Source organism: Rossellomorea sp. ABR4_004 (assembly GCF_056159585.1).
Genome location: NZ_JBSWVM010000001.1, coordinates 2048368 through 2062020, shown reverse-complemented (window position 1 = coordinate 2062020; position 13653 = coordinate 2048368). Strand labels below are relative to the sequence as shown.

Sequence of the window (13653 nt, the reverse complement as noted above, 5' to 3'; positions counted from 1 at the left end):
AAGCCAGTAGTAAAAAAGAGAGTGTGGTACCCGAGTTATGAAAGTTTTATTATTAGCACCAGCGAATAATGTACATACGAAGAAATGGCTTGATTACTATAATTCGGTTGGTATCGAGGTCATCAATATTAGCTTAGAGAACCATAAAGACTCTTCTGAACACATCCCTTGGGAGAATGTAAGCAGAGTCTATTTAAATCTGAAATTGAATCACAAGATTTCTTATTTATTTACGGTTTCAAGGCTCAAGAAGATCATCCGACACTATAAGCCTGATCTCATCCATTCCCATTATGCTTCGAGTTACGGATTAATAGGAGCTTTAACAGGGTTCAGTCCTTACATTTTATCGGTATGGGGGTCTGACATCTATGATTTCCCCAAGCGGAACGTGATGAATCGAATCATCCTCCAGTACGCCTTGAGAAAAGCGGACTATATTTGTTCAACGAGTCCAGCACTTGAACAGGAAACAAAAAAATATATAGATGAAAGTAAGCCATTGTCCATTACGCCCTTTGGTGTTGATATTACACAATTTAAACCTAATCCGACGAAGAAGGTTGAAGGGCAATTCAGAATCGGAATTGCTAAAGGAATGGAGCCGAAATATGGCATTGAATATCTACTGAAAGGCTTTAAGCTTTTTCTCGATACACTGGGATCGGAGCGCCAATACGTTGGTCTGCAACTGGCCGGGGACGGACCTTATCTTGCGAAATATATGAAACTGACAGAAGATCTGGGCATTAATGAGAATGTAGAGTTTTTAGGAAGAATCGCTCATGAGGATGTTCCTGATTTTATTTCATCTCTTCATATATTTGTCATTTCTTCCTTAATTGAAAGCTTTGGGGTTTCAGCTGTAGAGGCACAGGCTTGTGGCGTACCCGTTGTCGCAACAGATGTCGGTGGTCTTCCTGAAGTGGTGCTGGATGGAGAAACAGGGTATCTGATCCCCTCTAAGAATCCAGCTGCCTTAGCAGAAAAACTATTATACCTCTATAAGGATTCCTCAGAACGAGAGAAATTAGGGAGAAAAGGCAGGGAACATGTAATCAATCATTATGACTGGGAAGAGAACTCCAAGAGAATGGTAGATCTGTATAATGAAATAATAAAAGTACAAAGATAAATTTCTCTATTGAGGTATGCTACATCATTCTTTTTCAATATATAGTAAAGACACTTTACGATCCTAATATAAGGAGAGTGAGTGTCTTTTTTTGTGTGTTTATGTAAAACTTTACGAAAACATGTCAAAAGTATGTCAACTGTTGCCGATAATAATGGTAGAATAAAGGAAAATTTTAATATAATGGAGGAGAATGCAAAAAAATGAAGAAAAAGATTGCGATGCTTGTTGTTACAATGACGATGTTTCTAGTCATACCGATTCTGGCATCGGCTGAGAAGAATGTAGTCATTGACCCAGGTCACGGTGGTTGGGATTCAGGTACAACAGGATATTCTGGGAGTTCAACTGGTTTTTATGAAAAGCATGCCAATCTGGCAATCTCTGAAAAATTACGGGATAAGCTGAAAGCAGCGGGATTCAACGTGTATATGACTCATAATGATGGTACAAAGTATTTGAGTCTTCAAGAACGTACAGACCTAGCCAATGCATTTGCGAAAGGAAAGAATGATCAAACAGTATTCGTCTCGGTCCATCACAATGCGGCCCCTACAAACCCGTATGTACGTGGATTCGAATCGTATCACTATGATAATAAATATGCCTGGGAAGCGGAATATCCGCCCGATCCCATTCAGGTAGCGTATGGAAGTGAATCCAAGAGATTAGCAGAAACGGTTCACCCGAGTACGGTGAACGCCATCGGTCTGACGGACAAAGGAATGAGAAATAATCAGGCGTTTTATGTGATCCGTAACACGCAGATGCCATCACTCTTATTGGAGATGGGGTATATGTCGAATCCGACAGAGGAAGCCCTGATCAAGACATGGACGTTCCAAAACAATGCCGCAGAAGGTATCAAGGATGGAATTGTCTCCTATTTTAAAGTATATGAAGTTTACAACGCAGACAATAAACGACTTAAGATTTACGAGACGAAAGAAGAAGCGATTCAATATTCCAAGTCTCAATCGAATACATATGTGTTTGATAAGTATCAGCAGAAAAAAGTTTACGAGAATTTAAATGAATATGGTGTCTATCAAAAGGGGAATGAAAAGCTCAAAACCTACCCGATCAAAGAAGATGCCATTCAATATGCAGAGGATTTAGCGAATACAAGAGTAGTAGATGAACATACTGATAAAATCTTATGGTCAAATTATTTACCAAAAAAATATAGTGTTCAAACCGAAGCTGGCAAGAGTTTATGGTCTTATTACGATGTCACAAGTGCAATCGATTACGCTAAATGGAAGGCAACACCTTTAAAAGTAGTTGATATCGATTCAAAAGGAGTCATTTGGTCGAGTATCGATGGGGTTAAAATCAATCGTTTCATTAATGATACAAACTTAATCGGCCTCGATCGAATGGAAACAGCGATTAAGGTTTCCAAAGACCTTTATCCTAACGGTTTCTCAAGTTCCAAAGCGAAAAAAGCCGTAGTACTTGCCACTGCTTATGACTTCGCAGACGCACTTTCAGTAGGGCCTCTGGCAGCTCAATTGGATAACGCTCCTATTCTCTTAACGAATAAGGAACAGCTTCCTTCACAAGTAGAAAAAGAGCTTACGAGATTGAACGCGAAAGAAGTATACATGATAGGTGGTAAAGGAGCCGTTTCGAATGCGGTTCAAGAAAGGTTAGCGAAGCTTGGTATGACGGTTACAAGAGTGGGCGGCGCTGATCGATACGAAACGAACCTTCTTATCAATAAGAAGCTGACGAATGTAAAAGGTGCGTTTGTAGCATCAGGTAAAAATTACGCCGATGCACTGGGTGCTGCACCGATCGCTTCAGCTAATCAATGGGCCATCGTGCTATCCGGCAAGGACAGCATCAATTCTTCCGCACTCACTTACTTGAAAGGAAAGCAAGTGAAGGTTCTGGGTGGAGGAAGTGCCATTTCTTCAACGGTCGAACAATCGATTAAACGCTATTCAACAAATGTTGAAAGACTATCCGGAGCAGACCGGTATAAAACACTTGCAAAGGTTCTGACGAAATTTAAATCAATGATGGGTTCAGACAAATTCATCGTTTCAACGGGAACGAATTACCCTGACGCTCTAACGGCATCTGCGCTATCTGTTAAAACAAAGGCACCGATCGTCTTGGTCGGAGGTTCATTAGATGGTCACTTAGAGGATTTCATCCTTGAATATCAGCCATCCACTGGTGTAAAAGAAGTGATCAAAGTAGGCGGAAAAGTCGATGACAGCATCATTGAAAAAATGAAGAATGTCTTGTATTAAGGAGGATGTCCCATGTTAAACAGTCGTAAAAATGTCTTTCTGGTCGTACTGCTCATCTTGTCTATGACTGTCGTTACGGCATGCAATGCTTCCTCACCGAGTGAGAAAACAACGAAGGAAAAACCGGATACAACTGAGGTTGAAAGCGAAACGTCGAATGAAGATGCCTCTGTAGAAGAAGAAACAGAGGCATCGGCTGAGCAGGAAGAAGAGGCGGTTGAGGACACAGAGGTGCCTTCTGAAGATACTTCTTCAGAAGAAGAAGCGGATGAAGAAGTCAATGATACAACCGAAAAAGAAGAAGTAAACCTGTTGATCCAGCAGCTCAAACCTGAAAAAAACATGGTCAAAACCTTTGAAAATAAGGATTTCAGCTTAACGGAGACCGTAGTGGATCACAATGACACACATGTTCAACGTGTATTTAAAGTAGGGGATATGGTCACTCTTCAAGTTCTGAAATGGGATCAAGATGCCATTCAAGTCGTTTATGAAGAGAGTAATCCGAAGAACCCGAAAGAGAGCATACTGAACGATTTCAATCCGGACAAAGAGGCGAAATCACTGGCAGACATCAATCATACTGGTAAAGGGGACACCACTCGCTGGGAAATCATCAGTGAAAACGAAACAGTTGAAGTTCCCAACGCTACGTACGAAAATGTCGTAGCTGTTCGCAGCACAGTGAAAAACGGAGACGTGAATACCATCAATACCATGTACTACGCTCCGGGGATTGGCATGATCAAAGAAGTTTATGAAGAAACCGGAAATAACGGATATAAAATTGAATCCGTATTGAAAAAGGTAGAAGCACTTTAAACATTCAGAAGGTGCCCTGTAACAAGGGCGCCTTCCTCATTACATATCCCAAGGAGGAAAAACATTGAAGAAGAAGTTACTTTCTATGCTGGTTCTTTCCACAATGGTTACAGGACTAATGGCAGCACCGGTAAATACAAGTGCAGCCGGAGAGCCTATTTCTGTAAAACTTCAGAATTATATCGGAAGTAAGAGTTCACTTCCGTTTACGACAAGCGGCGACTATCAAGTGAAGGGAACATCGATTTTCATCCAGCCCGGGGCTGCCTACACATTCAAGGTTGAGTCCGGGAATCTATCTCTTTACAAAGGTACTACACTAGTGAAAAAATTCGATGGCAACGTGTCCATCATTCCGACGATTACAGAAGCGATGGATCGTTCAATGACGATCAAAGGCAATTACGACAAGAGATACTTAGGTGAAGTGGAGTTCACAGTGGAATCCGGTAAATATGTAAGACCAGTGAATCATATTAATCTGGAAGACTACTTAAAAGGCGTGGTCCCAGCCGAAATGCCTGCTTCCTGGGGCGATAACGGCGGACTGGATGCCTTAAAGGCTCAAGCTGTCGCAGCCAGAACCTTTGTATTGAAAAAAGGAAACTGGACGATTTATGATGGCCAAAGTGATCAAGTGTATAAAGGGTATGATTGGAATCCCCATACTACTCAAGCAGTTAATGAAACTCAAGGTGAAGTTCTGAAAAAAGACGAAGACTATGCCGAAGCATTTTATTCTTCATCGAATGGGGGAAGGGTATTCTCGAATCAAAATGTTTGGGGATCACCTTTAGTTCCATACCTGGAGACGAAGCCGGACATTTATGATGCGAAAATCTCACCACACAGCGATTGGAAGGTCACTCTCTCAAAAGCACAATTCGACACCGACGAATTAGATCTAAAGAAGCCGGAATCCTGGTGGTCGGATGTGAAGGAAGTAGATCAAACAATCATTTCGAACATGAAATCATGGTTGAAAAATAAAAATCATATTGATAATAAGAGTGACATTAAAATAGTAGAGATTAAGAATGTCTCATTTGATATTCCAGATTCCTCTTTCACTTCAACAGATGTATTGAAAGGGAAGGTTTCTTTTACTTATTTTGAGAAAAAAGACAGTGGATTTGTGAAAAATGAAGATGAAACAATCAAGCTGCAAACGAAAACGATTGATGACCGCTCTTATAATATTCGTTTCATGCTGGGGACATCGATTATGAAGAGTCCATATGTTAAGAGCCTGGGCAGCAATGATGAGTCATTCATGATCAATGGCGGAGGTTTCGGCCACGGAATCGGGATGAGCCAATACGGCGCTTACCAAATGTCCAAAGAAGGAAACAACTTCAGAACGATCCTTGGCTACTACTATCCAACCACAACGGTGAATAGAGAACTGGACTTAAACGACTATTCCCACGAGCTTGAAGGAGACGACCGTTACGAAACAAGCGTGAGTGTATCGGATTACGGCTGGGAAAATAAATCGAAGGCCGTTGTCATCGGCCGAGGCGATTTATCGATTGATGCGTTAACAGGAAGTGTACTGGCGAAGAAATTGGATTCACCATTATTGTTAACTACTTCAAAATCGCTTCCGGATACAGTACTGAATGAGATTAAGCGACTTCAACCTGAGGAAGTCTACTTACTGGGTGGAACAAATGCCATCAGCACGAACGTAGAGAATCAGCTGAAAGGCTTATCTGATATCACTCGTATCAGTGGAAAAGAGCGTTACGAGACAGCGGTGAAAGTAGCAGATCAAATTCATAACAACAATGAAATCTTTGTGGTGACAAAAGACGAAAAATCCCCGGATGCCTTGTCGATTGCATCGTATGCAAGCATGATGCAGATCCCGATTTTGTACACGTCAAAAGATACTCTGCATGAAAGCGTTGAAGCTTACATGAAAGAAAATACGATCAATAAGGTAACGATCATCGGTGGTCAGTCTGCTGTTTCTTCTGAAGTAGAGCGCCAATTAACTGCCCTGGCACCGAATGTATCACGTGTGTACGGGTTGGACCGTTACCAAACGAGCTTGACGATTGCAGAAAAATATCGTGATCAGTTTGAAGAGAAGACACTATTCTTCGCACGAGGAGACGTCTTCATTGATGCCCTGCCTGCTTCAGCACTTGCATCGGCAATGAAATCTCCATTGATACTGACACGTAAAGATGCTTTGCCTGACAATGTAGGAAAGTGGCTGGACGAGCGCACGGTCCTGGCCGATACGTACTTCCTGGGTGGTAAAGGGGCGATTGCAGAATCTGTCCGCCGCGACATCCAACAAGCATTTGCAAATTAATTGAATTACGAGGCTGCCATTCTTAGGGATGGCAGTTTTTTTATGGGATCTGAGGTTTTTTTCACTTAATGGCTTTAGGTTATCTTTTTTTAACAGGGAATGTGATTTTAGACAGATTTAAAGTCGATTCGAGTGGTGAACGGATGACTTAAAGGCGTCTTCGAGGGCTGATCGATCCCGTTTTGGAGGTAATTGATCCTGATCCAAGATAATTAATCCCGATTTGGATTGATCAATCCTGAGTATGATTTATTGATCCTAATTTCAAATAATTGATCCTCCGTGTCGAATTTTCTTTAAATATGTACATGATGTGCCCATTCGGCTCAACATTCCACCCAGATGACCAGTGCTAAAAAGAGTAACTTTGGCTTAAATAGATCAATCTTCCAAAAACATGACTATAAAACACGTTTGTAACACATATTTAACATAACGGAATCATAGAGAACTTGCGTGATTTTCCAGTATTGACAAGGGTGACAAAGTGTATCGGGGCAGGGAACAAAGCATTTTCAAATGATGGGTTTTCATGTATAATTTTTTATTGTTGTTTGAATTATCAAGACTTAACAGGGTGCGTCCCCTTTTTACATAAGAAACAAGGAATTTGAAAGAGACGATGGTCCTCATAGGAAAGGAGTTTGTAATGAAAAGACAGTTTGCCGTTCTACTAATTTTGATTACTCTATTCTTAAGCGGCTGCGGTGATCAGCCATTGAAATTCAGAAACCTTCTGGAAGCTGATCAATACATTCGCAATAATATTGAAAACACGGATTGGGCTACCTTTAAATACATGTTGAGTCCGGATAACACAGTGACAGAAACGGACTTCAACTATCTGAAAGAGAAGCTTACATCTCAACGGAAAAGTTATTTTCATACCGAAGCCGTCAATAGGTTCTATCGGTTTAATAAAGAAAATGAATTGGTTTATATGACCGAATGGGAGAAGAAGGACGGAATACTTTTACTGAAGGATATAGATTACATTCAATGAGGCGCTTGACGAAAGCCTTCCATAAACTAAAAAGACAATGAGGAGTTTAGTATGAATTTTTCCACACTCATGAACAAGTATGAGCCGAGGCTGAAGCAAATCATCTTGATTTTAGTGGCCGGATATTTGTTCTTCGCACAGTTCTCTACTCAAGCTAAATACATCAAGCTTCTCCCCGTACCCGTTCCAGCGGTATTGACACTCGGGGTTGGCTCATTATTATTTCTGTATTACTTACTCAATCGAAAACGTTTGACCCAAACCTCAGAGTTTGATAAATACTTAAAACGCTTCCTGATTCTTTTCCTTATCTCATTGGCACTGGCTATTCTTTCTGCCTTTTATACTGCTACAGTCTTGAATAGTGTAGAGTATATGAACTACTTGAAAAGCTCGATGATTACGCGGGTTGCTTATTATCTCAGCTTTTTCATGTTTGTGTACTTTGGCTACCGTTTGCTCGTGAATGAGCCGAAAGATAACGAAAGTATCATCAAAGTCTACCCTTTGTCGATAACATTATTAGTGGCTGTTGCCTTTTGGCAGCTTGCCTATTTCATGTTCAACATTCCATTTCTTAATTTAAATACACGTTCCTTTGTGCATAGTGTGGAAGGAGTGACCCTGTTCGATTTCCGGATCACCTCATTCACAAATGAACCAAGCTATATGGGACCGTTCTTGATCGACCTGATTATTTTGGCATTCCTTTTTGTGAAACGTAAATGGGTGTACGCAGTCGTCGTGGTTATTCCGACTTTATTCATACTGGCCTTTACGTTTTCCGTGAGTGCCTATTTCAATCTGGTACTGGTGATAGGATTTTTAATGGTCTACTTAATGTTCCATCCTAAATTCCCGAAGAAAATACTATGGATGATCCCGTTGGTGGGTATCATCGGGATCGCCGGCCTTTATCTGGTGAACCCGGACCTGCTGGCGAAATTCTTCTCTCCGATTTGGGGAAGAAGAGATAACCTTTTTGATCCGACACAATCAAGCCGGATCTATATGTACGTCATGCCATTCCAGTGGCTGTTCGATCATTCCATCGTATCAGGTCTATTCGGATATGGCCCGGGAGCTTATGAGTTCCTGGCAGGGACCAAGATTGTGCCTCATACCCAAATGAGCCTGGCGATCTCGGCGAACAATATGTTTATTGATGTCCTATTCGAGCAAGGTGTCATCGGACTACTTCTATTACTGGCAGGTTTGATTTCCATCGCCGTATTCCTGTTGAAGAACGGCATGAAGAATATGTACTACTTCATTGCATTAGTGGAGTACTTTCACCTGATGGTCACATCTTTATACAGAGCGGATTATGTTACACCACGATTCTGGGCAGTTCTATTAGTTATCGCCGTGCTAGTGAAAATCGGTGAAATGAAACACAAAGATAGCAAAATGTAACGGAGTGATACAGTTGAGTTCATACAAAATCTTTCTTTCATATCTGATCTTTGTGGTTCTTTTGTTCGGCATCATTGTAGGCGTGAAAACAAAAGAGGTGCAAAAAAGTGAATATAAATCGGTCGGAAACGAATATTCACTCCTGAATTTCGGCTTAGGTGAAAGGTACCAGGAAGTATATAAGGTACTGGAAGATCCTGATTCCAAGGATGAAGTACTGGATGATTCAGAACAGAAGCTTCGCGTTCACTTCACTGGCGGGGAAGCAGACTATCTGATCACATCCAATAAAAAGTTCAAGATTTCTGACACGATCAATGTAGGAGATAACCTGCAAAAGGTTATTGACAACAACTTAGAGCTGGACATGTTTGAATACAAAGCAGATGAAAATGCTGCACAATCGTACGTGTATATGATCATCAAGAAACAAAGTATTGTATTCGAAGTAGAAGAGGGCAAGATTACAAAAATTCTATTAGCCCAAGAAGAAATTCCGATTGTCGAGTTAATAGGTGCTTTAAATGAGGATGTTGCGACGGATGAGTTTTTGGAGTTGACAGACGAAGAGCTACTTAAAAAGTCCGGAACGCTGAGCTTCCGAATCGATTACGAAAAGAACAACCGAAAAGTCCTATCGGATGAATTCCTACAGTACGTGGACGCAGGTCTTCTACCAGAAACGCCTCTTCCAATCGGGTACTCAGAAAAGAACCTGTTCAATAAGTATGGTGATCCTGTTTACATCTTTGAAGGGAAAGGCGATGTTGAATTCTTCTACTATTACAAGGAGTTCAATTCCTTTGTTGGATTGAACGAAGATAAGCGACTAGTGGAAATCAAGTTCCCGGTAAACATTCCGGCAGCTGAATTCGAAAAGATTCACGGAGATCTTGAAAATGAGCTGGACCTCGAACAAAATGAGCTGGAGTTAACGAAAGAAAATGACATGATTACGGAAGTCATTTTAAAAGAGAAGTGATTTCATGAGGTGCACCCGGGGAAGTGGGGTGCATCTTTTTTATTCTGGATTCGCAGATGATTTGCAATAGAATCTGTTGATGGAAACGGTACGGTTGGAGGATAAAAAAAATTCGACATGAAGGATCAATTCATTGAAATTAGGATCAATAAATCAAATTCAGGATTGAAAAGGCCAATAGGGGATTAAATATCGTAGATCAGGATCAATTACTTCCATATAGGATCAATCTATGCTGCGAAAGTTACTCAGACCCGCAGATTTCCCCCTCAAATCGGCCTGCAATCTACCCAAATAGCACATTCCCACCCAAAATGGACAATCTAAATGAAAAATCCATCCAAAACGAACGAAAATCGATTTACTATAAAATACAATCTGGCATCTATCACAAACTAAAAAACGGCAGGCGCCCACAACCGGGCACCTGCCGAAAAATCAAATCAAACAAACACTATTTCTTCTCATACCTGAAAATCTCTCTGAACGCTTTACCGTAATAGCTAAATGGCTCATCTAAATGACGGTACTTTTTTAACGTGAAGAGAGTCAATAGCACCACTGCAGTAGGGGTATTGTACATTCTCTTAAACAAAGGACCTTTTCCGATAAAGGACTTTTCATACAAACGGGTTTGCATCTCAGGCTTCTCATGATTAACGACAACCTTCGGAAAATAGCTGATAGACTTATGATTTCTGGCTAAATCAAATAAGAAGACATTCTCTTCCCCTGAGGGATAGATTGCACCCAAGCCGAATTTCTCGTCGAATTGAATCAGTGAACGCTCGATATTGGCCGTCTGGATAAAGATCTCGATAGAAGACTTCTTCAACAGCTTACCGGTTGTAACCTGTTTCTGCTCTTCTTCGTCATATTCTTTATAGTAAACGCCTTTGATCGGATCATAGATCTGGAAGCAAGCGACATCGGTCTCGAGATTCTCGTTAAAATAATCAATAACAAGCTGGAACGAATCGTCATTATACCAGCAGTCATCATCCGAAAACGTCAGAATGCTTCCCTTGGCATGCTCGATACCAACGTTTCGTGCAAGTGACAACCCTTTGCGATCAATTTCAATATGATTGTATTTAAAGTTAACATCTTTTAAAACGGATGTAATATAATTGTGATTGTCTTGTGATACAATAATGACTTCGAAGTCTTTATATACTTGATTATTAAGACTTTCAAACAATCGTTTCAGTTCCTCTGGTTTCGTTCCAAGAGTTGGTACGATTACACTAATCATTTTCTTCATCCTCACATCTGAAATTACTCGCTATATTATAGCACAATAAACCTGTGAGATTAAGAAATCAACAACATATGGTATAATACTCGTGAAATTTAATGATTTTGACTCAGCGATTGAAACGAACGTTTCGATCGCCATTCAGATTTCTCTTCAAGAGGCGTAAATGAGCCAAAATCTGCAGACACTATTTAAAAAGACTTCGAGGCAGAATAAGAACAATTGATTTACACAAAACTAAGAGGTGAGTTCTTTGAGAGTGAAAAAAGCGATTATCCCGGCTGCGGGTTTAGGTACTAGATTCTTACCAGCAACAAAGGCACAGCCGAAAGAAATGTTACCAATTGTAGACAAACCTACAATTCAATATATTATCGAAGAAGCCGTTCATTCAGGGATAGAGGATATCCTGATTGTAACAGGCCGTGGAAAACGTGCCATCGAAGATCATTTTGACAAGTCTTTAGAGCTTGAAGAAATGCTCGCAATGAAAGAAAAATACGATGAGTTAGAGCAAATCAAACAAATCTCTCATCTTGCGGACATTCACTACATTCGTCAAAAAGAGCCAAAAGGACTTGGACATGCCATCTGGTGTGCCAGAAAATTCATCGGGAACGATCCTTTCGCAGTCTTACTTGGAGACGACATCGTGATCTCTGAGAAACCTTGCCTTAAACAACTGATCGATGAATTCGAAGAAAAAGAATCGAGCATCATCGGCGTACAGGAAGTTCCTGATGAGGACGTATCCAAATATGGTGTCATCGACGTAGAAGACCCTTCGAATGAAGGTCCGCTTTTCAAAGTCAAAGGACTCGTGGAAAAGCCAAAATTGGAAGATGCTCCTTCTAATATGGCGATCATGGGCCGTTACGTACTAACTCCGGATGTTCTTGATATTCTAGGAAACCTGGAGCCGGGTCAAGGAAATGAAATTCAATTGACAGATGCTCTTCAAGAATTAAACACTAAGCAAAATGTTTACGGATATTCTTTTGATGGTAAAAGATATGATATTGGAAACAAATACGGCTTTGTTCAAGCAACAGTAGAGTTTGCTTTAATGAGAGATGACCTTAAAGGTCCATTGAAAAGCTGGTTAAAAGACATCATTTCAGAATGAACAAGGAGAAATTAAGATGAACATTTGTGTAATTGGTACAGGTTATGTAGGACTTGTTTCAGGCGTGTGCTTCAGTGACGCAGGAAATAACGTGACATGCCTGGATATAGACGCTCAAAAAGTAGAGAACCTGAAAAATGGAATCATTCCTATATACGAGCCGGGATTGACCGAATTAGTAGAAAAGAATATCAGCGAAGGCCGCTTATCCTTCACAACGGATTATGCTGATGGGATGAAGGATGCGGATCTCGTCATCATTGCGGTTGGAACTCCTCCAAAGGAAAATGGTGAAGCGAACCTGCAATATATCGAAGCGGCTGCCCGCTCGATTGCAGAGCACCTGCATGACTATAAAGTGATCGTTACGAAGAGTACGGTTCCAGTGGGAACAGGTGCCATGATCAAAAGTGTCATCCAAGATGTTGTCGGACATGACGAATTCGATGTCGCTTCCAACCCTGAATTCCTGCGTGAAGGATCGGCTATTTACGATACGGTGAATATGGAAAGAGCGGTCATCGGTGTGGAATCAGAGAAAGCGGAAGCGATCCTGAAGGAATTACATGCTCCTTTTACCAAGAATATTGTCGTGACAAACATCGAAACATCTGAAATGATCAAATATGCATCCAATGCGTTCCTGGCAACGAAAATCAGCTTCATCAATGAAGTGGCAAACGTATGCGAACTAGTTGGAGCAGATGTGACGAAGGTGGCAGAGGGAATGGGGTATGACCCTCGTATCGGCCCTCAGTTCCTGAACGCAGGAATCGGTTACGGAGGTTCTTGTTTCCCTAAAGATACAAGTGCACTTGTGAAGATTGCGGATCAAGTAGGGTACGATTTCAAGATTGTCAAAGACGTTGAAGAGGTGAATGGTCTCCAGCGATTTAAGGTTGTAGACAAGCTGGTGGAAGCCTTCGATGGCGACCTGAAAGACAAGAAAATTGCCGTCCTTGGTCTTGCATTTAAGCCGAATACAGATGACATGAGGGACGCGCCTTCTGTTGATGTCATTCCGAAGCTGCAAGAGCTTGGAGCGGATATCATCGCTTATGATCGCATTGCAGAGAAAAATGCGAAGACGCTTATTCCGAACCTGCGTACAGGTCAAGATTTATATGAAGTCATTCAAAACTCTGATGCCATCCTCATCTTAACGGAGTGGGATGAAGTGAGAGAGCTTGATTTAGAGAAAGTATCTACGATTGTAGACAGTAAGATCATTGTGGATGGACGTAATATCTTTGATCCGGCTCACATGGAAGAGAACGGATTCTACTATGCGTCAATCGGAAGAAAAACGGTCAAAGCATAA

Annotated in this window: 10 protein-coding genes; 9 read left to right on the top strand and 1 reads right to left on the bottom strand. The window is 41.1% G+C overall.

Annotated features, from left to right (window positions below; translation table 11 throughout):
* The first annotated feature begins 37 nt into the window (after positions 1–37).
* The 7 genes from ACXAF2_RS10455 (at position 38) to ACXAF2_RS10425 (ending at position 9948) form a co-directional block, all read left to right on the top strand.
* The gene (locus ACXAF2_RS10455; RefSeq protein ID WP_475138543.1) at positions 38–1135 is read left to right on the top strand and encodes a glycosyltransferase; all 1098 of its coding nucleotides are present in this window, start codon (positions 38–40) and stop codon (positions 1133–1135) included.
* A gap of 203 nt (positions 1136–1338) precedes the next feature.
* The gene (locus tag ACXAF2_RS10450; protein WP_475138542.1) at positions 1339–3399 is read left to right on the top strand and encodes a cell wall-binding repeat-containing protein; all 2061 of its coding nucleotides are present in this window, start codon (positions 1339–1341) and stop codon (positions 3397–3399) included.
* 12 nt (positions 3400–3411) lie between these two features.
* The gene (locus ACXAF2_RS10445; RefSeq protein ID WP_475138540.1) at positions 3412–4221 is read left to right on the top strand and encodes a hypothetical protein; all 810 of its coding nucleotides are present in this window, start codon (positions 3412–3414) and stop codon (positions 4219–4221) included.
* Positions 4222–4285: 64 nt separating this feature from the next.
* Entirely contained in the window at positions 4286–6547 is a 2262-nt protein-coding gene (locus ACXAF2_RS10440; RefSeq protein WP_475138539.1) for a SpoIID/LytB domain-containing protein, read from the top strand.
* Positions 6548–7196: 649 nt separating this feature from the next.
* The gene (locus ACXAF2_RS10435) at positions 7197–7550 is read left to right on the top strand and encodes a hypothetical protein (RefSeq protein ID WP_475138537.1); all 354 of its coding nucleotides are present in this window, start codon (positions 7197–7199) and stop codon (positions 7548–7550) included.
* A gap of 51 nt (positions 7551–7601) precedes the next feature.
* Positions 7602–8966: an O-antigen ligase family protein gene (locus tag ACXAF2_RS10430; protein ID WP_475138535.1), complete on the top strand. Its 1365-nt coding sequence runs from the start codon at positions 7602–7604 to the stop codon at positions 8964–8966.
* Between the two features lie 13 nt (positions 8967–8979).
* Complete coding sequence (locus tag ACXAF2_RS10425; RefSeq protein WP_475138533.1) at positions 8980–9948, top strand: hypothetical protein; 969 nt, start codon at positions 8980–8982, stop codon at positions 9946–9948.
* A gap of 454 nt (positions 9949–10402) precedes the next feature.
* Here the strand turns inward: ACXAF2_RS10425 and ACXAF2_RS10420 are convergent, their stop codons facing one another.
* Positions 10403–11203, bottom strand: a complete 801-nt coding sequence (locus ACXAF2_RS10420) for a glycosyltransferase family 2 protein (protein WP_148996417.1) — start codon at positions 11201–11203, stop codon at positions 10403–10405.
* Between the two features lie 256 nt (positions 11204–11459).
* Here ACXAF2_RS10420 and galU point away from each other — a divergent pair, with 256 nt between their 5' ends.
* Both galU and ACXAF2_RS10410 read left to right on the top strand, forming a co-directional pair.
* Positions 11460–12332 (top strand): UTP--glucose-1-phosphate uridylyltransferase GalU, encoded by an 873-nt coding sequence (gene galU, locus ACXAF2_RS10415; protein WP_475138532.1) that lies wholly within the window; start codon positions 11460–11462, stop codon positions 12330–12332.
* A gap of 16 nt (positions 12333–12348) precedes the next feature.
* Entirely contained in the window at positions 12349–13653 is a 1305-nt protein-coding gene (locus ACXAF2_RS10410) for a UDP-glucose dehydrogenase family protein (protein WP_475138530.1), read from the top strand.